Source organism: Cellulosimicrobium sp. BMG9.23 (assembly GCF_059159985.1).
The window spans coordinates 242,832-263,938 of sequence record NZ_JBZGBZ010000004.1 but is presented as its reverse complement, the minus strand read 5'-3'; the positions used below and the strand labels follow the sequence as shown (position 1 = coordinate 263,938).

18 protein-coding genes are annotated in these 21,107 nt (G+C 74.3%); 9 read left to right on the top strand and 9 right to left on the bottom strand.

What is annotated here, in order from left to right; all coding sequences use genetic code 11:
• Positions 1–30: 30 nt before the first annotated feature.
• Complete coding sequence (locus AC4H2G_RS07835) at positions 31–966, bottom strand: NADP-dependent oxidoreductase (RefSeq protein ID WP_494365195.1); 936 nt, start codon at positions 964–966, stop codon at positions 31–33.
• A gap of 45 nt (positions 967–1,011) precedes the next feature.
• Complete coding sequence (locus AC4H2G_RS07830; protein WP_494365194.1) at positions 1,012–1,419, bottom strand: VOC family protein; 408 nt, start codon at positions 1,417–1,419, stop codon at positions 1,012–1,014.
• 197 nt (positions 1,420–1,616) lie between these two features.
• Between AC4H2G_RS07830 and AC4H2G_RS07825 the strand changes: the two genes are divergently transcribed.
• From AC4H2G_RS07825 to AC4H2G_RS07815, 3 genes are all read left to right on the top strand, one after another.
• Positions 1,617–4,352 (top strand): helix-turn-helix transcriptional regulator, encoded by a 2,736-nt coding sequence (locus AC4H2G_RS07825; RefSeq protein WP_494365193.1) that lies wholly within the window; start codon positions 1,617–1,619, stop codon positions 4,350–4,352.
• 124 nt (positions 4,353–4,476) lie between these two features.
• Positions 4,477–5,301, top strand: coding sequence for an alpha/beta fold hydrolase (locus AC4H2G_RS07820; protein WP_494365192.1), 825 nt, complete (start codon positions 4,477–4,479; stop codon positions 5,299–5,301).
• An 11-nt stretch (positions 5,302–5,312) separates the two neighbouring features.
• Entirely contained in the window at positions 5,313–6,173 is an 861-nt protein-coding gene (locus AC4H2G_RS07815; RefSeq protein ID WP_494365191.1) for an alpha/beta hydrolase, read from the top strand.
• A gap of 96 nt (positions 6,174–6,269) precedes the next feature.
• Here AC4H2G_RS07815 and AC4H2G_RS07810 read toward each other — a convergent pair whose 3' ends face one another.
• On the bottom strand, positions 6,270–7,541 hold the full coding sequence (locus tag AC4H2G_RS07810) for an amidohydrolase (RefSeq protein WP_494365190.1): 1,272 nt from the start codon (positions 7,539–7,541) through the stop codon (positions 6,270–6,272).
• On the bottom strand, positions 7,538–8,836 hold the full coding sequence (locus AC4H2G_RS07805) for a YncE family protein (protein ID WP_494365189.1): 1,299 nt from the start codon (positions 8,834–8,836) through the stop codon (positions 7,538–7,540). The genes AC4H2G_RS07810 and AC4H2G_RS07805 overlap by 4 nt, the downstream gene beginning before the upstream one ends.
• 100 nt (positions 8,837–8,936) lie before the next feature.
• On the opposite strand from AC4H2G_RS07805, the gene AC4H2G_RS07800 reads away from it, so the two are divergent.
• Positions 8,937–9,629, top strand: coding sequence for a GntR family transcriptional regulator (locus AC4H2G_RS07800; RefSeq protein WP_494365188.1), 693 nt, complete (start codon positions 8,937–8,939; stop codon positions 9,627–9,629).
• Positions 9,630–9,695: 66 nt separating this feature from the next.
• Here AC4H2G_RS07800 and AC4H2G_RS07795 read toward each other — a convergent pair whose 3' ends face one another.
• Positions 9,696–12,338 (bottom strand): ATP-dependent DNA ligase, encoded by a 2,643-nt coding sequence (locus AC4H2G_RS07795; protein ID WP_494365187.1) that lies wholly within the window; start codon positions 12,336–12,338, stop codon positions 9,696–9,698.
• A gap of 126 nt (positions 12,339–12,464) precedes the next feature.
• Between AC4H2G_RS07795 and AC4H2G_RS07790 the strand changes: the two genes are divergently transcribed.
• On the top strand, positions 12,465–13,238 hold the full coding sequence (locus AC4H2G_RS07790; protein ID WP_494365186.1) for a GTP pyrophosphokinase: 774 nt from the start codon (positions 12,465–12,467) through the stop codon (positions 13,236–13,238).
• Between the two features lie 20 nt (positions 13,239–13,258).
• Here the strand turns inward: AC4H2G_RS07790 and AC4H2G_RS07785 are convergent, their stop codons facing one another.
• Together AC4H2G_RS07785 and AC4H2G_RS07780 are read right to left on the bottom strand one after the other, a co-directional pair.
• Positions 13,259–14,905: a multicopper oxidase family protein gene (locus AC4H2G_RS07785; RefSeq protein ID WP_494365185.1), complete on the bottom strand. Its 1,647-nt coding sequence runs from the start codon at positions 14,903–14,905 to the stop codon at positions 13,259–13,261.
• Positions 14,902–15,321: a hypothetical protein gene (locus tag AC4H2G_RS07780; protein ID WP_494365184.1), complete on the bottom strand. Its 420-nt coding sequence runs from the start codon at positions 15,319–15,321 to the stop codon at positions 14,902–14,904. Before AC4H2G_RS07780 ends, AC4H2G_RS07785 begins: the two co-directional genes overlap by 4 nt.
• Positions 15,322–15,485: 164 nt before the next feature.
• Here AC4H2G_RS07780 and AC4H2G_RS07775 point away from each other — a divergent pair, with 164 nt between their 5' ends.
• Both AC4H2G_RS07775 and AC4H2G_RS07770 read left to right on the top strand, forming a co-directional pair.
• Positions 15,486–16,697 (top strand): sensor histidine kinase, encoded by a 1,212-nt coding sequence (locus AC4H2G_RS07775; RefSeq protein WP_494365183.1) that lies wholly within the window; start codon positions 15,486–15,488, stop codon positions 16,695–16,697.
• Entirely contained in the window at positions 16,694–17,353 is a 660-nt protein-coding gene (locus AC4H2G_RS07770) for a response regulator (protein ID WP_494365182.1), read from the top strand. The genes AC4H2G_RS07775 and AC4H2G_RS07770 overlap by 4 nt, the downstream gene beginning before the upstream one ends.
• 45 nt (positions 17,354–17,398) lie before the next feature.
• Here AC4H2G_RS07770 and AC4H2G_RS07765 read toward each other — a convergent pair whose 3' ends face one another.
• Positions 17,399–18,199, bottom strand: coding sequence for an ABC transporter permease (locus tag AC4H2G_RS07765; RefSeq protein WP_494365181.1), 801 nt, complete (start codon positions 18,197–18,199; stop codon positions 17,399–17,401).
• Positions 18,199–19,152, bottom strand: coding sequence for an ABC transporter ATP-binding protein (locus tag AC4H2G_RS07760; RefSeq protein ID WP_494365180.1), 954 nt, complete (start codon positions 19,150–19,152; stop codon positions 18,199–18,201). Before AC4H2G_RS07760 ends, AC4H2G_RS07765 begins: the two co-directional genes overlap by 1 nt.
• A gap of 167 nt (positions 19,153–19,319) precedes the next feature.
• On the opposite strand from AC4H2G_RS07760, the gene AC4H2G_RS07755 reads away from it, so the two are divergent.
• Together AC4H2G_RS07755 and AC4H2G_RS07750 are read left to right on the top strand one after the other, a co-directional pair.
• Positions 19,320–20,459 carry a sensor histidine kinase gene (locus AC4H2G_RS07755; RefSeq protein ID WP_494365179.1) on the top strand — a complete coding sequence of 380 codons (1,140 nt, stop codon included), beginning with the start codon at positions 19,320–19,322 and terminating at the stop codon, positions 20,457–20,459.
• Positions 20,456–21,106 carry a response regulator gene (locus AC4H2G_RS07750; protein WP_494365178.1) on the top strand — a complete coding sequence of 217 codons (651 nt, stop codon included), beginning with the start codon at positions 20,456–20,458 and terminating at the stop codon, positions 21,104–21,106. Before AC4H2G_RS07755 ends, AC4H2G_RS07750 begins: the two co-directional genes overlap by 4 nt.
• Position 21,107: the final 1 nt, after the last annotated feature.

The window sequence follows — 21,107 nt, the reverse complement described above, 5'->3', positions numbered from 1 at the left end:
CACCCCGGGACGTGGAGTCACCTCGCCGGCTCAGACGCGGACGACGACCTTCCCGCGCACGTGCCCGGACGCGCTGAGCTCGTGCGCCGCGGGGGCGTCGGTGAGGTCGAAGACCTCGGCGACCTCGGGACGCAGCACGCCCGCGTCGCCGAGCCGTGCGAGCTCGGCGAGGTCCGCGGCGTCGGGCCGGACCCACACGTAGTGCCCGCCGAGCTCGTCGCGCGCCCGGGCGTCGGTGATCGAGGCGACCGTGCCGCCGTCGCGCAGGACGTCCGGGACGGAGTCGAGCGCGTCACCGCCCACGTAGTCGAGGACGACGTCGACGCCCTCGGGCGCGAGCGCGCGCACGCGGTCCGCGAGGCCCTCCCCGTACGTCACCGGCTCCGCGCCCAGCGAGCGCAGGAAGTCGTGGTTCTTCTCGGACGCCGTACCGATCACACGGGCACCCACCGAGCGCGCGACCTGCACGGCGAACGACCCGACGCCGCCGGCCGCGGCGTGCACGAGCACGGTCTGCCCGGGCTGCACCCCCGTGCGGCGGATCGTCTGGTACGCAGTCAGGCCGGCGAGCGGCACCGCTGCCGCCTCCTCGAACGACCACGCGGCGGGCTTGCGCGCGAGGGTGCGCACGGGCGCGGCGACGAGCTCGGCGAACGTACCGCCCGAGACCTGCCCGCCGACGACGTCCTTGCGCACGTACCCGTACACCTCGTCGCCGACCTGGAGCTCCGGGGTGTCGAGGCCGACCTGCTCGACCACGCCCGCGACGTCCCACCCCGGGACGACGGGGAACGCCACGTCCATGACCGGGTCGAGGTAGCCCTGGCGCACCTTCCAGTCGACCGGGTTGACGCTCGCGGCGCGGACGCGCACGAGGACGGAGTCGGGGCCGACCTTGGGGGTGGGGAGCTCGGTGAGCTCGAGGACCTCGGGACCGCCGTAGCGGGAGTACGTGATGGCTCGCATACGGGCGGCAACGGCGAGCCACCACGCCCGCATTCCCGGGAGGTGTCAGCCCTCGAGCGCGCTCGGGTCCATGTACAGGACCTCCCACTGGTGACCGTCGAGGTCCGCGAAGCTCCGGGAGTACATGAACCCGCCCTCCTCCTGCGGGTCCTTGACCGCCGTCGCGCCCGCGGCGAACGCGGCGTCGGCGATGCGGTCGACGTCCTCCCGGCTCTCCACGCCCAGCGCGTTGATGACCTCGGTCGTCGCGGTCGCGTCGGCGACCGACTTGTTCGTGAACTGCTTCGCGAACTCCTCGGAGAGGAGCATCACGTAGATCGTGTCGCTGATGACGATCGACGACGCGTTCTCGTCCGTGAACTGCTCGTTCACCGAGTAGCCGAGCGCGGTGTAGAACGCCTTCGAGGCGTCGAGGTCCTTGACGGGCAGGTTGACGAAGATCTGGGTGCTCATGGGTTCCTCCGGTCGTCGTGGCGCGTGGTGCGCCCGTTCGGTCGTCTCGAGGGGGGTAGACGGCACGTCGGTGAGGAACTCATCGCCCCAGGCCGCCGCAGGTTTTCGGAGGGTCGGGGTGTCGCGCCAGGTCCGTGGCTCGCTACGCTCCCGGCAGGACCGGGACGCGCGTCCGCGCGCCGACGGAAGGACGCCGCATGCCGGACGACCTGCTCGGGCGCGACGACGAGCTGCACCGGGTCGCGACGCTCGTGCGCGACGCGCGGAACGGTATCGCGGGCGCGCTGGTCGTCCGCGGCGAGGCGGGCATCGGCAAGTCCGCGCTCCTCGCGGCGTCGACCGCCGCGCTCGACGGCCTCGGTGTCGTGCGCGCCGACGGGTACGAGGCGGAGTCCGGCATCGCCTACGCAGGTCTCCACCGCCTGATCGGCCCGTGGCGCGCCCTCGTCGACGGTCTTGCCCCGCCCTACCGCGGCGCGCTGCGGTCGGTGCTCGGCGGGCCTGACGGGACGGCGCCCGACCGCTTCCTCGTCGGCCTCGGCGTGCTGGAGCTCCTCTCGGCGGCCGCACGCGAGCGCCCGCTCGTGTGCGTCGTCGACGACCTGCACTGGCTCGACGCCGAGACCGTGGCGGTGCTCGCGTTCGTCGCGCGCCGGCTCGGCGCCGAGGCGGTGGCGCTGCTCATGGCGTGCCGCGACGACGGCCGTCTCGACGAGGCCCTCGCCGGCGTCCCCGTGCTGCCGCTCACGGGGCTCGACCCTGCAGCCGGAGCGCAGCTTCTCGTCGCGAGCCTGGACGACGACGTCGACCCGCTCGTCGTCGCGCGCGTCGTCCGGGCGACAGGCGGGAACCCCCTCGCGCTCGTCGACCTCGCGCGCGAGCTCACGACCCAGGAGCTCAGCGAGTCGGCCGTCGGCGAGGAGCCGGTTCCCGTCGGCCGGCACCTCGAGGCGCACTACCTCGCGCGGGTCCGGCGGACGTCGCCGGCAGTGCAGGAGTGGCTGCTCGTCGCCGCCGCCGAGGCGACCGGCACGGTGCGCCTGGTGTCGGAGGCGTGCGCCCGGCTCGGCATCGACCCGCGCGCCGCCGACGAGGCGGAGGAGCACGGTCTCGTCGCTCTCGGCGCCACCGTGCGGTTCCGCCACCCGCTCGTGCGGGCCGCGGCCTACGGAGCGGCTTCCGGCCCGGACCGACGCCGCGCCCATCGCGCGCTCTCCGACGCCGCCGACGCGTGCGCCCTGCCGGAGCTCGCGGCGTGGCACGCGTCGAAGGCGACGGTGGGCGAGGACGCCGCCGTCGCCGACCGGCTCGAGGCCGTCGCGGACGCCGCAGGCGCCCGGGGTGGCTTCGTCTCCCGGGCACGCGTGCTCGGCCGCGCGGCCGAGCTGACGCCGCCCGGCCCGTCGCGCGACCGTCGCGTCGTCGCGGCCGCCGAGGCTGCGGTCGCTGCCGGTGCCGCGCGGGTGGGCGCCACGCTGCTCGACGGGCTGCCGGACGCACGCCTCCCACCGGTCGAGCGGGCGCAGGTCACGGCGGTCCGCGTGTCGCTCGGCCTCTTCACCGGTGACCCGGACGTCCTCGCCCACTCCACGTCCGACCTCCTCGCCGCCGCGGGACAGCTGCGAGGTCTCGAACCGGAGCGCGAGCGCCAAGCACTGGTCCGCGCGTTCGAGTACGCGCTGGTCGCCGAACGCTCCCGTCGGGGGGTGACCCTGACGGCGCTCGGCCGGCGCCTGCGCGAGGGCGCGGCAGGTTCCGACGACGCGGCGGCCAAGGTGCTGCGCGCGCTCGGCGCGCTGGTGCTCGACGGGACCGAGGACGCGGTGCCGGCGCTCCGGCGGGGCCTGGACGCGTTGCGCGCGCTCGAGGGGCCCGGGGTCCTGCCGTACGCGTCCGCGGGCGTGGCGCTCGCGACGGCGCTCTGGGACCTGGCAGCACGTACGGCATGGCTCGAGCAGGTGACCCAGGCCGCGCGGGACGCCGGGTCGCTCCAGATGGTCGACACGGGACTGTGGATCTCCTCCCTCGCCGAGCTCACGGGCGGCACCCCGCGCCGTGCCGGTCAGTACGTCGAGCAGGTGCGCGAGCTGCGTCGCGCCATCGGCTACGACGGCGAGCACGTGGTCAATGTCGCCTATCTCGCCTGGACCGGTGCGCCGCGTGAACAGGTGGAGGCGGTGTCGGCGGCAGCCGAGGCGAGCGGGTACGGCGGCGTGGGGTCGAGCGGGCGGGCGGCGCTCGCGGTGCGCGACCTCGCGCAGGGACACTACCGCGACGCCTACGTCGCGCTGCGGCCGCTCGTGGACGACCCGTTCCTCCAGGTCACCCCCTTGCAGCTCCCGGACTTCGTCGAGGCCGCGGTCCGCAGCGGCCACGTCGACGAGGCGGCGCCGCACGTCGCGCGGATGGGACGGATCGCGGACGCGACCGGGTCACCCTGGGCGCGAGGCGCCGCCCTGCGGTGCCGAGCCCTGGTGGCGCCCGGGACGGCGTCGACGGACCTCCTCGACGCCTCTGCCGAGGCGCTCGACGAGGCGGGTGCGGTGGTCGAGGCGGCGCGGTCGAGGCTCCTGCTGGGGGAGAGCCTCCGCCGGGACCGGCGTCGCGCCGAGGCGCGCGCACGGCTGGGCTCCGCCCTCGCGGTCTTCGAGGACGCCGGTGCGGCCGCGTTCGCCGAGCGGGCGCGGACCGAGCTGGAGGCGACCGGCGAGGCGCGGGGACGAGGGCGGGCGGAGACGCCGTCGCTGCTCACACCGCGGGAGGAGACGGTCGCCCGGCTCGCCGCGCAGGGGGAGACGAACGCCGAGATCGGGGCGACGCTGTTCATCAGCGCGAACACGGTCGACTACCACTTGCGCAAGGTGTTCCAGAAGCTCGGCGTCTCGTCCCGGCGGCAGCTGCGGGAGCGCTTCCCGCACGGGACGACCCTCTGAGCCGAGGGGGTGGGCGCGCGGTGAGGCCGCCGGGACATCACCGGGGACTACGTGCCGCACGTGGTCCGCGGGGCGCCGTGGCACGCGAGGCTCGGGTCGTCGGCACCCACCCCGAGGAGGCAGCATGCCGTACGTCACCACCGAGGACGGAGCACGGATCTTCTACAAGGACTGGGGTGACGGCGGGTCGCCGGTCGTCCTCAGCCACGGCTGGCCGCTCGACGCGGACGCCTGGGACGCCGCCGCGCTGTTCCTCGCCGAGCACGGGCACCGCGTGATCGCCCACGACCGGCGGGGCCACGGTCGCTCCACGCAGACGTGGCACGGGAACGAGATGGACACCTACGCCGACGACCTCGCCACGCTGATCGAGACGCTCGACCTGCGCGACGTGACGCTCGTCGGGCACTCGACGGGCGGCGGCGAGATCGTCCGGTACGTCGGGCGGCACGGCACCGAGCGCGTCGCCCGGCTCGTGCTCGTCTCGGCCGTGCCGCCGTTCATGCTCCGCACCGACGACAACCCCGAGGGCCTGCCCGTCGAGGTCTTCGACCAGATCCGTGCCGGCGAGGCCGCCGACCGGGCGCAGCTCTACCGCGACCTCGCCGACGGCCCGTTCTTCGGTCACAACCGCAACAACGACGTCGACCAGGGCTTCCGCGACGCGTTCTGGCTCCAGGGCATGACGACGGGCCACCGGGGCGCGTACGAGTGCATCGCGGCGTTCTCGGCCACCGACTTCCGCGACGACCTCGCGGCGGTCGACGTCCCCACGCTCGTGATCCACGGCGACGACGACCAGATCGTGCCCTTCGAGGTCGGCGGCAAGCGGTCCGCCGAGCTCGTCGACGGGGCACGACTCGTCGTCTACGAGGGCAGCCCGCACGCCCTCCCGGACACCGACCGTGCCCGGCTGCACACCGACCTGCTCGACTTCATCGACTCGTGAGGAGAAGCACCATGACCGAGAGCACCACGTCCGGCGCAGCACCCGAGGGCGCTGCGCCCGGACCGAGCACCGTCGTCCTCGTCCACGGGCTCTGGATGACCCCGCGCAGCTGGGAGGGCTGGGTCGAGCACTACGAGGCGAAGGGCTTGCGCGTCGTGACGCCGGGCTACCCGGGATTCGAGATCGAGGTCGAGGCGCTGCGCGAGAACCCGCAGGTCATCGCCGACCTCACCGTCCCCGAGACCGTCGACCAGCTCGCCGGGGTGATCGAGGCGCTCGACGAGCCGCCGATCATCATGGGCCACTCGTTCGGCGGGACGCTCACGCAGCTCCTGCTCGCACGCGGGCTCGGTGCGGCCGCCGTCGTCGTGGACTCCGCGCCCACCGAGGGCGTGCGCGTCAACCCGCCGTCGCAGGCGCGCTCGCTCTTCCCCGCGCTGCGCAACCCGGCGAACAGGCACCGCGCCGTCGGCTTCACGCCCGAGGAATTCCACTACGCGTTCACCAACACGCTCTCGGCGGAGGAGTCGCGGGCGGTCTGGGAGCGGTACGCGATCCCGGCACCGGGGTCGTGGGTGTGGGAGTACGGCCTCATCGCCAACTTCAAGCCCGGGCACCAGGAAACCTGGGTGGACTACTCCGCGGACCGTGCGCCGCTGCTGTTCATCGGCGGCGAGAAGGACCACATCATGCCGCCCTCGGTGAACCGGTCGAACGCCAAGCACTGGGAGAAGTCCCCGGCCGTCACCGAGTACTACGAGTTCGCCGGTCGCGACCACTGGACGTGCGCCGCCCCGGGGTGGGAGGCCGTCGCCGACCACGCGCTCGAGTGGGCGCTCGCACACGCCCGGACGACGGCGCCGCTCGCCTGACGCCCGGCCGCGCCCGACGGCGCGGGCGGCGTCCCGGTGACGGGCGCCGCCCGCACCCGCGTGTCCGGCGGTCCGGAAGCGTCCGGACGGTCCGGCTCAGACCAGCACGTCGCCGTGGCGCGCGACGACGCGGCCGCCGGCCACGACGAGCGCACGCCGCGGGGCGCGCACGACGGCGTCGGGGACGTTCTCGGCGTCGACGAGCACGACGTCCGCGGGGGCGCCCACGACGAGGTCGTGCACGTCGCGCCCGACGAAGCGCGCGGCGTCCGCGGTGGCGATCCGGGCCGCGGTGACGAGCTCGTCGTCGTGGCGGAAGCGGGAGAGCCGCGCGAGCTGGGTGGTCAGCGCGAGGAGGTCGCCCGTGCCGTAGGGCGACCACAGGTCGCGGATGCCGTCGGTCCCGAGCCCGACGGCGACCCCGGCCTCGCGCAGCGCGTGCAGCGGCAGGGGAGCGGCACCGATCGGGGCGACCGTGGTCATGGTGATGCCCGCCTCGCCCATCGCGGCGACGAGGTCCGCCTGCCGCGCCGCGGGCAGCTGCCCGACCGCGAACCCGTGCGCGACGTTGACCTTGCCCTGCAGGCCCGCGCGCAGCGTGCGGTCGATCATCAGCTCGACCTGGAACGCGCCGAGCTCGCCGCCGTCGTGCAGGTGCACGTCGATCCCGACACCGCGGCGCTCCGCGATCGCGAAGAGCCCGTCGAGCTGACCGACCGGGTCGCGGTCGATCGACGCCGGGTCGAGCCCGCCGACGTGCTCCGCCCCGGCCGCCGCGGCGGCGTCCAGCAGGTCGAGGACGCCGGGCCGGCGCAGCACGCCGTCCTGCGGGAAGGCGACGATCTCGGCGTGCACCGCGCCGCCGAGCTCGGCGAGCGCCTCGCGCACGACCTCGATGCCGTGCAGCCCGAGCCCGAGGTCGACGTCGACGTGGGTACGGATCGCCGTCGTGCCGTGGCGGACGAACTCACGCAGGACCGCGAGCGTGACGTCCACGCCGGGGATGCCGAGCTCGTCACGATGGGCACGCTCGTGCGCGATGCGGCCCTGCGTCGTCGCCTCGCCGCCGTAGCTCACCCACGGCTTGCCCCACCAGCTCTTGTCGACGTGGGCGTGCGCGTTGACGAGGCCGGGCAGCGCGAGCAGGCCCCTCCCGTCCACGACGCCGTCGCCAGCGCCCGGGTCGCCGCCAGGCCGCGCGGTGCCCGACGTCGCGGGCCCGGCCGGGTCGTGCGGCGTCACCGCGGCGATCCGGCCGTCCGCGACGTGCAGGTCGACGCGCTCGCCGCCCCACGGACGGACGTCGCGCAGCACGGTCACGGAGCTCGCGGCGTGCGCCGTGGGCGTGACGCGGTCGGGGGTGCTCATCGGATGGTTCCTTCCGGCAGGGGGACGACGACCTGGGGTCGCCCGGGGATCTGGATCTCGTACGTCTCGAGGGTCGTGAGGTCGACGACGGTCGCGCCGTCCCACGCCTCGGCCTGGGTGTACCCGCCGGCGAGGACGGCGTGGAGCGTGCCCGTGGCCGGGTCGGCCCACGTCGTCACGGTCTCGTGGCGGCGCGAGAGCGGTGCGACGCGCTCCTCGCCCGTCGCGGGGTCGAGCATCGTGACGTTGGGACCGCCCGTCGCGTTCCCGAACGGGCCGTTGCCGACCACGACGACGCGACCGTCGGGCGTGCGGGCGACGCCGTGCTGGTGGCTGTCGGCGGCGGACGCGACGGTCGTCGTCGTGCCGGTCGCCGGGTCGAGCCGGACCAAGACCTTGCCCTGGTAGGGCAGGAGGAGGGTCCCGTCGTCGTCGAGCACGGCGTAGTGCGGCTTCTCGAACGACGCGAGCCCGTCCTCCGTGCCGAACGGCGCGACCTCGATGCGCCGCGCCTCGAACGTCGTGGTGTCGACGACGTGCACCGAGAACTCGTCGTGGTCGACCGTGTAGACCTCGCTGCCGTCGGCCGAGACGAGCACGTCGAACGGCCGCAGCCCGACGGGCGTGCTCGCGACCACCTCGCGCGTCGCGACGTCGAGGGTCTCGAGCGTCGAGTCGTCGCCGCGGTGCACCGCGACGTGGACGCGCGTGCCGTCGGGAGAGACCGCGATGCCCATGCCGCCGCGGCGGTACTCGCCGTAGCCGACGCGGGACGGGGCGTCGCGATACGGGATGAGGTCCGTGCGCACGAGCGCGTCGAGGTCGACGACGGCGACGCCCTGCGCGGTCGCGACGTACGCCGTGCGGCCGTGCGTCGCGATGCCCCACGGCGCCGGGCCGACGACCACGCGCGCCACGACGGCGCTGCCCTCACGCACTGTCGGGTCGACGACCGCGAGCCCGTCGGACTCCGCCTCGGTCACGAGCAGGAGGCGCGGCTCCGCCGGGTCCGTCGCCTCCGTCGGTTCGGCGGTCGTGGTCGTGGGCTCGTCGGTGGGCTTGTCGGTGGGCTTGTCGGTGGGCTCGCCGGTGGGCTCGGCAGGCGTGGTCGCGGGCGGGGACGTGGAGGTTGCTCCGGACGGGTCGGTCGCGCCGCCGGTCGTGCTTCCCGGCGAGCAGGCCGCGAGCACCGTGAGCGCCAGGACGGCGACGAACGTGCCGATCGACGTGGCGAGACCGGTGCGCCTGGCGAGACGGCGGGCGGTGCTCGGTGCGGACGGGCAAAGCGAGAGCATCCCCAAATGGTATACCATTTACGACGGGAGAGTGCTGGTGCGGAAAGTTCCACGGGATCGCGGGCGCACGCACGGGCAGTCCTCCGGGAGGATGAGGTCCATGACTGCCGAGAGCGTGGGACGTCCCGACGAGGGAGGCGTGCCGTCGGACGGGCCGTTCGAGCCGGAGGCGCGACGCGTCGAGCGGGTGCTGCGTGACCAGATCGTCGACGGCGCGCGCGCTCCCGGCAGCCGCCTCGTCGAGCGCGACCTCGCCGCGGAGCTCGGCGTCAGCCGTGTCCCGGTGCGCGAGGCGCTGCGCGTCCTCGTCGCGGAAGGGCTCGTCACGCCTCGGCCGCGCACGTGGGCCGTCGTGCGGACCTTCACCGACGACGACGTCGAGCACCTCCTCGAGGTCCGGTCCGCGCTCGAGCAGCTCGCCGCGCGTCGTGCGGCGGAGCGGCACGATCCCGTTGCGATGGCCGCGCTCGACGCCGCCCTCGACCGCCAGTCCGAGGCCGCGGCGCGCGGCGACGCGACGGCCGCTCGCCGCGCCGCCGCCGACTTCCACGAGGCCCTGCTCGCCGCTGCGGGCAACCCCATGCTCGACGAGATCACCGCCGTCACCGCGAGCCGCGTGCGCTGGCTCCTCGGCCAGCACGAGGACCTCGCCGCGATGGTCGACGAGCACCGCGCGCTCCTCGACGCCGTCCGCGCGCGGAATGCCGACGCCGCCGCGGAGCGTGCCGCCGCGCACCTGCGGACGTCGCGCGAGGCGGCGGCCCGCCGCCTGCGCCACGACGCGCCGCGGTGACGAGATGCGACCTGTGGTCGCTGAACGCTTGTCGCGTGCGACCACGAGTCGCATCTCACGGTCCGATCAGCCGGGCGGAGGCAGCTCCACCACGACGTCGTCCGGCGACTTGTCGCGCCGCCAGCCCTTCCACACGGGGTGCCGCAGCTTGCCGAGGGGCGTGTCGCCGTCCGCCACGTCCGCGTCGGGCCCCTCGGGGCGCCCCGTCCAGTCCCCGTAGACGACCTCCGCCACCCGCCGCGGCGACACCCACCGGGCATCGCGCGCGTCCTCGCGCGGCACGCCGACCGCCGCGGGCGTCGTCCGCTCGATCTTCCCGAGCTCCGTGACGAGCTCGCGGCGCTCGCCGTCCGTGAAGCCCGAGCCGACGCGTCCGACGTAGACCAGCCGACCGTCGTCGGGCACGGCGAGCAGGAGCGAGCCCATGAGGTGCGTGCGCTCCCCGTGGCCCGGCCGCCAGCCCACCACGACGACCTCCTGCGAGCGGGCGTGCTTGAGCTTGAGCCACTGCTGCGAGCGCCGCCCCACGACGTACGTGCTGTCGCGCCGCTTCGCGACGACCCCCTCGAGACCGAGCTGTTTCGAGGTGCCCATCGCGGCGTCGAGGTCGCCGTCGAACGCGGGCGGCACGTGCACCGGCGCGCGCGCCCCCGCCAGCAGCTCCTCGAGGATCTGGCGCCGCTCGTCGTACGGGACCTTGGCGAGGGACCGCCCGCCGGTCTCGAGCACGTCGAACACCATGAGGTCGACCTGGACCCGGCGCCGCGCGACCGCGACGTCGCCGGGCTTGGCGATGTTCGCGCGCTGCTGCAGCCGCCGGAAGCTCGGTCGCCCCTGGGCATCGAGCGCGACGATCTCACCGTCGAGCACGACGGGCAGTGCCTCGGCCGGCACCTGCTCCGCGACCGCCTGCAGCTCGGGGTACGTGACGGTCATGTCCTTTCCGGACCGGCTGATCAGCCGCACCGAACCCGCCGAGACCTCGGCGAGCGTGCGGAAGCCGTCCCACTTCATCTCGAACGCCCACGCGTCGGCGCCGTCGGAGAAGTCCGACGGGATCCCGGGCGACGCGAGCATCGGCCGCCAGTCGGTCCGCGCCCGCGAGGGCGCCGCGGACGCCGGAACCGCGGACGACGACGAAGCGGAGGACGGGGAGGAGGCGCCGGGTCGTGGCGGGTCTGGCGGGAGCGGCGAGGAACGAGCCGCGGATGGAAGACCCGGCGCCTCCTCCCCGTCCTCCGCGCCCCGGCCACGCCGCGAACCACGGGACCCCGCGGGAGCCATGAGGTGGATGAGCCAGCTGTTCTGCTCGTCCTTGCCGCCGCGCCCCCCGGTGTGGATCAGCGCCAGCCGGCGCGTCCCGCGCTTCGAGCTGTGGAGCGTGACGATGACCTCCTCGCCGTCGCGCCACTTCTCGAGCTCGTAGGTCCCGGCGTCCCAGATGGTCACCTCGCCCGCGCCGTACTCGCCCTTCGGGATGGATCCCTCGAACGATCCGTAGGCGAGGGGGTGGTCCTCCGTCTGGACGGCGAGGTGGTTCTTCTTCGGGTCCGTCGGCTCTCCGCGCGGCAGCGCCCAGCTGACGAGGACGCCGTCGTGCTCGAGGCGGAAGTCCCAGTGCAGTCGGCGCGCGTGGTGCTCCTGGATGACGAAGCTCATGCCCTCGCTCGTCGGGGGAGCGTCTGCCGGGACCGGTTCGGGCGTCTTTCCCGCGTCGCGCATCGAGCGGTACTTCTCCAGCCGGTCGGCCCGGTCCGTGCTGCCCGACGCCGCGGCGCCCTTGCGCTCGAACGTCGCCATGCGCTCGGGCGTGGGTTCGAGCGCCGAGAGGTGGCCGGAGGTCAGCGCGGCGAGCGGGTCGCCGATCGTGCGGACGCGTTCGACGACCTCGTCGGCGTCGAGGTGGCGCAGGTCCGGGTCGTCGAGCTCGTCCCACGTGCGGGGCGCGGCGACCGTCGGGCGCTCGCGTCCGCGCAGCGAGTAGGGCGCGATGGTCGTCTTGTTGCCGTTGTTCTGGCTCCAGTCGACGAGCACCTTGCCGCCGCGCAGCGACTTCTTCATGTCGCTCACGACGAGGTCGGGGTGCTCGGCCTCGAGGTAGCGCGCGAGCTCGTGCGCGACGGCGGAGACGGCGGCGGCGTCCTGCTTGCCGTCGAGGGCGGCATAGAGGTGGATGCCCTTCGAGCCGCTCGTCACCGGGTGCGGGTCGAGGCCCATGCCCTGGAGGATCTGTCGTGCGAGGCGTGCGACCTCGGCGCACTCGGGCAGCCCCGCACCCGGACCGGGGTCGAGGTCGAGCACGAGCCGGTCCGGGTCGAGGTGGGCGCCGGTGCGGCCGAACTGCCACTGCGGCACGTGCAGCTCGAGGGACCCGGTCTGGCCGAGCCACGTGAGCGTCGCGAGGTCGTTGACGAGCACGTAGTCGTTGACGCTGTGCTTGTGCTCGATGCGCCGCGTGCGCACCCACGACGGGACGCCCTGCCCGGCGTTCTTCTGGAAGAACACCTGGCCGTCGACGCCGTCGGGCCAGCGCTTGCGCGTCGCGGCGCGGTTCGCGCAGTGGGGGAGCATCACGTCGGCGACGGCCGCGAGGTAGGCGAGGACGTCGGCCTTCGTCGTCCCGGTCGCCGGGTAGAGGACCTTGTCGAGGTTGGTGACCTTGAGGCGGTGACCGTCCACGGTGACCGTCTGGCCTGCTGTACCCGCCATGTCGCCCATCGTGACGCGGGCGGCACGTTCGCGCTCAGCGGAGCGGGTCCGGGAACTCCACGACCGCCTCGCGCGTGGTCCTGGATGGTGGTCGTCCCGGCCGCCCACGACGACGAGAGGGACGGCGTGATCCAGACGACGACCGCCGACGTACCGCTCCCCGCGGACCTGACACCGCGCGTGCAGGAGTTCCGGCGCCTCCTGATGACGTACAAGTTCGGCATCGACGAGGTGATGACGAAGATCACCGTGCTGCGGGACGAGTTCCGTCACATCCACGACGACAACCCCATCGAGCACCTCGGGTCGCGCCTGAAGTCGATCGACTCGATCCTCGCGAAGGCCCGACGCAAGGGCATCCCGCTCACGCCCGACGGCGTGCGGGAGAACATGTTCGACGTCGCGGGCGTTCGCGTGACGTGCAGCTTCGTCTCCGACATCTACCGGGTGCGGGACCTGCTCGTCGGGCAGCGCGACCTCACCGTGCTGGAGGAGCGCGACTACATCGCCCACCCGAAGGCGAACGGCTACAAGAGCCTGCACCTCATCGTCAAGATCCCGGTGTTCCTCTCGGACCGGGTCGAGGAGGTGGTCGTCGAGATCCAGCTGCGGACGATCGCCATGGACTTCTGGGCGAGCCTGGAGCACAAGATCTACTACAAGTACCAGCGCGAGGTCCCGAGCCACCTCACGGACGCTCTCAAGCTCGCCGCGGACGTCGCCGCGACGCTCGACACCACGATGGAGCGCATCCACGAGGAGGTCCGCGAGCTCGACGGCGTGCCGGAGCCGTCGGAGACGACCGACGCGCTGGTCTCGCCGCGCGAGATGCTCGAGTCGATCATGCGGACGGCGCAGGTCGCGGACGAGGCGTTCCACGAGCGACGTCGCGACGGCTGAGCTCGTCGGTGCGTCGGCGGTCAGCCGCCGTGGCGCCCGTGCGCGTCGTCGCCCAGGCCGGCACCCGGCACCCGGCGAGGACCGCTCCCGGGCTCCGGGACGGCGTCGTCGTGTGCCATCTCGTCGGCCGTCTCGTCGGCCGTATCGTCGTGCGCGATCCCGTCGTGCGCCGGGACCTCGCCCGCCGACCCGCCCGGCTCCACGACGACGAGCTGGCCCATCATGCCCTCGTCCTCGTGGCGCAGCATGTGGCAGTGGTACATGTACGGCACGTCGGGGTCGGTGTAGTCGTCGAAGCGCAGGAGCAGTCGGTAGGTCCGGCTCGGCTCCAGGTAGATGGTGTCCTTGGGCCCCGCGAGCGCCGCCGGGGGCGGGTCGCCGTCGACGTCGAGGACGCGGAACTGCACGTCGTGCACGTGGAAGCTGTGCGGAACGGGGTGCGCGTTGCGCACCGTCCAGACCTCGGTGTCGCCCACGGTGACCGTCTCGTCGATCCGGCCCATGTCCATGCGGCGGCCGTTGATCTCCCGGTCGGCGAGCTCGAAGGAGCGCTCGACCGCGGCGTCCTCGCTGTGCAGGGCGTCGGCGTGGGCGTGGCGCGAGGGCTCCCACGCCGGCTCGGGCGACGGGGCGAGCTCGTCCGCGGCGCGCAGCTCGAGCACGTCGAACGACTCCTTGCCGCCCATCGCGAACGACGCGGCGACACCGCCCAGGTCGGCCGCGAAGGAGTGCAGCCGTGTCGTCTCCCCGGGTGCCATCGTGACGACCACCTCCGCGCGCTCCCCGGGTGAGAGCCGCACGCGGTCGAGCCGGACGGGCGCGTCGAGCAGTCCGCCGTCGGTCGCGACGAGGTCCAGCTCGCGGTCGGGGAACCCGAGCTGGTACGTCCGGGCCGTCGAGCCGTTGAGCAGGCGCAGCCGCACGCGCTCCGTCGTCACGTCGTGGTACGCGCCCACCGTCCCGTTCGTCATGACGACGTCGCCCAGGATCCCCGGTTCGCCGGCGCCGTCGAGCTCCAGCCGGCCGTCGTCGTCGAGCACCTTGTCCTGCACGACGACCGGGACGTCGTCGACGCCGTACGCCGACGGCAGCGACGCGGCCGCGGACGCGTCGTCGTCCAGGAGGAACAGCCCCGCGAGCCCGCGGTAGACGTGCTCCTCCGTCGCGCCGTGGGGGTGCGGGTGGTACCAGAGCGTCGCGGCGGGCTGGTCGATCGTCCACGTCGGCCGCCACGTCGCGCCGGGCGCGACCTCTTGGTGCGGGCCGCCGTCCATCGCGGCGGGCAGGTGCATGCCGTGCCAGTGGACGCTCGTCGGCTCGTCGAGGCCGTTCGTCACCTCGACCGCGACGCGCTCGCCGCGCGCGGCCCGCAGCGTCGGACCGAGGTAGGGGCCGTCGAAGCCCCAGGTGGGGGTCTCGACGCCGGGCAGGAACGACGTCGTGCCCTCCTGGGCCGTGAGGGAGAACACGCGCGTCCCGTCGACGACGCGCGACGGGGCGAGCGGCGGGATGGCGAGCTCGGTCGTGAACTCCTGCTCCTGGACCGGGTGGACCGACGGCGCGAGCGCGCACCCGGCGAGCAGGCCCGACGCGGCGACCACGGCCGCCGTCGCGAGCACGACCCCCCGTCGGCCATGCAGTGGCACGTGGCGGCGCACCCGTCTCATCGGGCCACCCTGGCTCGCGCGCGCTGCACGGCCGCCGCGACCGCGCCGGCCACGAAGCCCCAGAACGTGTCCAGGACGAGCGCGGGCACGAGCGTCCAGGCCGCCCGGTCGCCGTCGAGCCCGACGAGCGCGGACACGGCCGCCGCGACCACCCCGAAGGTCAGTCCCGCGAGGGTGAGGGTCAGGACCGGGCGCGCGACGCGGCCGAGGCCGACGACGCCGATCCACACGAGGGCCGTCAGGCCGAGGATGGTCAGCGCGCGCGGCGCGCCGCTGCCGAGGCCGAGCAGGCCGGTGAGGGGCCACAGGAGGGCCATCGAGCCGAGGCCGAGCACGGTGGGCCACGAGAGCCGACCGGTCGTCGGGGCGTCGTCGACGGGGTGTGCGGGGTGGGGAGAAGGGTGCGAAGTGGTCATGTCTCGACGATGCCGGGGGCACCCGACCCGTCACATCGGCCCCCGGTCGGCTGTTGCCGCGGCGGCGCGTCGCAGCCCGGCGACGACCGGTGTCGCTCGGAGGCGACACGACCCTGAGTCCGGGGGCTGATGCCTCGGGGTGCCCGGCTCCGTACGCTGACGGCATGAGTGCGCCACGTCCCGCCTCGGTGCGCAGACCGGGGGTCGCCGCCGCGGGTGCGCGGCCCGGCGTCGACCCGCGCCTCACCGACGGCCTGCTCGCGCTCGCGATGACGCTCGCGATCGCCGTCGTCATCGCGGCGGACTTCGACGGGGCAGGACGGTCGGGGCCGGTCGCGTACGTCTTCGCGGTGGGGTTCGGGGCGCTCGTCGCGATCCGGCGCGTGGCGCCGCGCACGATGCTCGTGCTCACGGTGCTCGGGATCTTCGCCTACTACGCGCTGGGGTTGCCCGTGATCGGGATGGCCCTGCCCGCCGTCGCGGCGCTGTACTCCGCGGCCGAGCTCGGGCGGACGTGGTGGGCCGTCGGGTCGGGCGTGGTCCTCGTGGCCGTCGCCGCGTACTTCCGCGTCGCGGAGGGTCAGCCGGTCACCTACCTCTACGGCTACGACCTCGTGACGAACGTCGCGCTCGTCGCGGCGGCGATCGCGCTCGGGGTCGCGGTCCGGCTCACGCGGGCCGCGCGCGAGCAGTCCGAACGGGTGCGCCTCCTCACCGCGGCGGAGCAGGCGCAGGCCGCCGACCGTCGGCTCGAGGCGGAGCGCGTACGCATCGCGCGCGACCTGCACGACGTCCTCGGTCACCACCTCGCGGTCGTCGCGCTGCACGCGAACGTCGCCGGCGAGGCCGTCGGGAGGGACGACGACGCGGCACGGTCCGCGCTCGGCCAGGTCGGGCACGCGGCGTCGGCGGCGCTGCGCGAGCTGCGCGCAACCGTCAAGGTCCTGCGCGCGCCGCTGCCCGGCGCCGCCCCGCGCAGCTCGACGTCGCTCGCCGGGCTCGACGTGCTCGTCCGGCCCGCGCAGGCCACGGGCCTCGACGTCATGCTCGACGTCGACGTCGCGCCGGATGCGCTCGACGGCGCGATCGACGCCGCGGCGTTCCGGATCGTCCAGGAGTCCCTGACCAACGTCCTGCGGCACGCGGACGCTCGACGCGCGACGGTGAGCGCACGCGTCGTCGACGGGCGCCTGCTGGTGCGCGTCGCCGACGACGGCACGGGGTTCCGCCTCCACGGCACGGACGTGGAGGCGGGGCAGGGGATCGCGGGGATGGTCGAGCGCGCGGCGCTCCTGGGAGGCCGGCTCGAGGCGGGGGACGGCGCGCGCGGCGGGTTCGTCGTGAGCGCCGACCTCCCGGCGAGGCTGGCGCCGTGATCCGCGTCGTGATCGTCGACGACCAGGAGCTCGTGCGCGCCGGGCTGCGGGCGCTCGCCGTGCACGACGGCGACGTCGAGGTCGTCGCCGAGGCCGGCACCGGGCGCGAGGGCGTGGCCAGAGTGCGCGAGCACCTCCCGGACGTCGTGCTCATGGACATCCGCATGCCCGGGACGGACGGCCTCGAGGCGACGCGGGCGATCGTCGCCGACCCCGCGCTCGAGAAGGTCCGGGTGCTCGTCCTCACGACGTTCGACGAGGACGAGCACGTCGTCGAGGCGATCCGGTCGGGCGCCGTCGGGTACCTGCTCAAGGACGTGTCGCCGGGGGACCTGCGGTCGGCGATCCGGGTCGTCGCGGACGGCGGCTCGCTCCTGTCGCCGGCGATCACGGCCTCCGTCATGCGCGCCGCGGTCGAGGGCAGCCCGCGAGCCCTCGACGTCGGGCGCCTGGAGTCCCTCACGGCACGCGAGCGCGAGGTCCTGGAGCAGGTCGGACGGGGCCTGACGAACGACGAGATCGCCCGCGCTCTGTTCCTCAGCCCCGCGACCGCGCGGACCTACGTGAGCCGTCTCCTCACGAAGCTCGACGCGCGCGACCGCGCCGCGCTCGTCGTCCTCGCCTACGAGACGGGCCTCGTGCGCCCGGGGGACTGACGCCGCTCGGCGGCCGAGGTCTCCGGGCGCACGGGAGTGGTCGGCTCAGGTCCAGCGGAAGAACCGCGCAGCCACGAGCGAGCACACGACGACCGTCCCGCCGAGGGCGACGAGGTGCGCGGCCTCCACCGGCTGCCCGGCCCACGCGTCGCCGAGCGCCCGGACGGACGCCCCGAACGGCAACGCCTCCCCGACGCGGGCCACAGGCTCCGGCAGGTTCGACACGTCGCCGAACATGCCGCCCGTCGCGCCGAAGGCGAAGAACACGACGAGGCCGATCGCGAGCGCCGCGTTCGGCGTCGGGGAGACGGCGGCGACGAGCATCCCGACGGCGTACATCGCGGTCGCGCACAGCGCGAGCACGCCCAGCGCGGCCGCGGGCGAGGCCGGCCTCGTGGCGTCGAACGCCAGGGTCGCGACGACGAGCGCCATCGCGACGCCCAACGCCGTCTGGGCCGCGCTCACCACGACCTGCGCGACGAGCACCATCGCGGGGGACGCCGGGGTCACGGACAGGCGCTTGAGAACCCCGGCGCGACGGTAGGAGGCGAGGAAGCTCGGCATGTTGATCACGCCGATGATCCCGACGACGATCGCGAGCACGACCGGCACGACGAACACGTCGAACGCGGTGCGGCCGCCCGAGTCCGGGATGACGATCCGTGTCGCGTCGCTGATCCCGTACATGACGAGGATGAGGACCGGCATGCCGAACGGCATGACGAGCCCCGCCGTGTCGCGCACGACCATCTTGGCCTCGGCGCCGACGAGCGCGGCCCACGCGCGCGGGCCCGGCCGATTCGTCGGGCGGGCGGCGGTCAGGACGGTGGGAGCGGTGGTGGACATCAGGCGGCCTCCTCGACCGTTGCGCGGGTGGTGTCGTCGCCCAGCGAGCGACCGGTGAGGGCGAGGAACGCGTCGTCGAGCGTCGCGCGCTCGAGACGTGTCTCGGTCGCGACGACCTGTGCGTGCACGAGCGCGGTGCTGACCTTCTGGAGCAGGTCACCGTGCCCGGTCACGACGACCTGCTCGCCGCGCACCTCCACACCGTCGACGCCGGGCACGCGGTCCAGGAGGCCAGGCGGGAGCGGCGCGGCGACGCGGAAGCGCACGCGCTGGTCCAGCCCGGCTCCGGCGACGAGGCCGGCGGGCGTGTCGTGCGCGACGCCGCGACCGGCGTCGAGCAGCGTCACCCGGTCGCACAGGCGCTCGACCTCCTCCATGAGGTGGGAGACGAGCAGGACCGTGACCCCGTCGTCGCGCAGACGCTCGACGACGCCCCACACCTGGCGACGCGCCTGCGGGTCCAGTCCCGTGGTCAGCTCGTCGAGGATCACGACGCGCGGGTCGCCGACGAGCGCGAGGACGATGGCGACCCGCTGCTGCTGGCCGCCCGAGAGCTTCTCGTACCGCACTTCGCGCTGCTCGCCGAGCCCGAGCGTCTCGATCAGGCGGTCCGGGTCGCGCCCCGCCCCGTAGAACGAGCGGTACAGGTGCGCGAGCTCGCGCACCATGAGCGCGCCGTGCAGGGAGCCGGACTGGAGCTGGACGCCCAGCACCTGGCGCACCGCGGCGCGCTCGGTGAAGGGATCGAGGCCGGCGACGCGTACCGAGCCGCCGTCGGGTCGGCGAACCCCGGCGATCATCTCGACGGTCGTGGTCTTGCCCGCGCCGTTGGGTCCGAGGATCCCCAGGATCTCGCCCTCGGTGGCGACGAGACTCACGCCGTCGACCGCCATCGTCGTCCCGTGCTTGCGGCGGTAGCGCTTGGTGAGGTCCCGTGCGTCGACGGCGTGCATCCCGTCCCGTCCTTCCGGTCGTCCGTTGTCCTGTCCCGCGGCCGGTCCGCGGGCGGTTCCTCGACGCTACGGAGCGGACGCAGCGGGGCGCGCGTGCCGGTCGTCACGGGCTCCGACCATGACTTCCGGCACGTGGCGGCTCGCCGATGGGTCCGTAGGGTGAGGGGATGCGACGCATCGACCCGGAGGTGTGGGCGGGCATCGCGATGCTCGTCGTGGTGCTCGGGATCGGCGCGCTCGTCCCGATCGCGGCACCCGGGGCGATGCTGGTGCCCGTGGGCGCCTGGCTCGTGGTGTTCGCGGCGTTCCTCGTCGTCACGGTGTGGCTCGTGCTCGGCGCGGGGTTCGCCACGGTGCGCGCCTACCTGCTGCTCGCCGTGCAGGTCGTGCTGGTCGCCGCACTGGTGCTCACCGCGCCGGGGGCAGGGTGGCTGCCGATCCTGCTCGTCGCCGTCGCGGCCGTGAGCGTGTACGTGGTTCCGGTGCGCGTGACGGCTGTCGTGGTGGTCGTGAACGTCGTCGTCGTCGCGGTCTCCGCAGGAGTCCGCGGGACCGCCACCGACGCCGTGCTCGGCGGGGCGATCTACCTGCTCCTCCAGGTCGCCAGCGTCGGGTCGACGCTCGCGCTGCGGCGGGAGCGGACGATGCGCGAGCAGCTCGCCGCCGCGCACGTCGAGCTGCGTGCGGCCGCGGTGCTGCGCGACGTGTCCACCCGGTCCGACGAGCGCCTGCGCATCGCGCGCGAGCTGCACGACGTGCTCGGCCACCAGCTCACGGTGCTCGCGCTCGAGCTCGAGACCGCGAGCCACCAGGAAGGGGAGAGCGCGCGCGAGCACGTGCTGCGCGCCAAGACCGTCGCGCGCGAGCTCCTGGGCGACGTGCGGGCCACCGTGGGGGAGCTGCGGCGGCGGGCACCGAGCCTGCAGGAGGCGATCGAGTCCATGGTCGAGCGCGTGCTCGCGCCGCGCGTGCGCGTGGTCGTCGCCGACGACGTCACGGTCGACGAGGGGCAGACCGTCGTGCTCGTGCGCGCGGCGCAGGAGGTCGTGACGAACACTATCCGGCACGCCGACGCCACCGAGCTGAGCATCGAGGTCGCCGTCACCGACGGCCGCATCCGTCTCGTCGCCCAGGACGACGGTCGAGGGGCCCGGCGGGTCGAGGCGGGGAACGGGCTGCGGGGGATCACCGAGCGCGTCGAGGCCCTCGGCGGGACCGTGCACGTCGACGGCGCGTCGGGCTTCCGCGTCGAGGTCACGCTCGCCGACGCCTCCGCGAGGGTCCTGCCGCGCGAGGTCGTGCGGTGATCCGGGTCCTGCTCGTCGACGACCAGACGCTCGTGCGTCGGGGCATCCGGAGCCTCCTGGAGATCGCGCCCGACATCGAGGTCGTCGCGGAGGCCGAGGACGGCATGTCGGCGCTCGCCGCCGTGCGCGAGCACGCGCCCGACGTCGTGCTGCTCGACCTGCGCATGCCGCGCCACGACGGGATCTGGGCGCTCGAGGCGATGCGCGAGAGCGGCATCGAGTCCCCGGCGCTCGTCCTCACCACGTTCGACGACGACGAGCTCGTGCTGCGCGCGCTGCGCGCCGGGGCGCGGGGATATCTCCTCAAGGACGTCACGCTCGAGCAGCTCACGGGCGCCGTGCGCACGCTCGCCGACGGCGGCACCCTCGTCCAGCCGTCGATCACGGACCAGCTCCTGCGCGCGGTGCGGTCCGGGGCGGCGGACCCGGGGGAGGACGACGGCGTGCCCGTCCAGGACCTCACCGAGCGCGAGCTGGAGGTGCTGCGTCTGGTGGCCGCCGGGTACTCCAACCGCGAGATCGCGCACGGCATGTTCCTCGCGGAGGGGACGGTGAAGAACCACGTCTCGACCGTGCTGCTCAAGCTCGGAGCGCGGGACCGTACGCGCGCCGTGCTGCGCGCGCTGCACCTCGGGCTCCTCGGCTGAA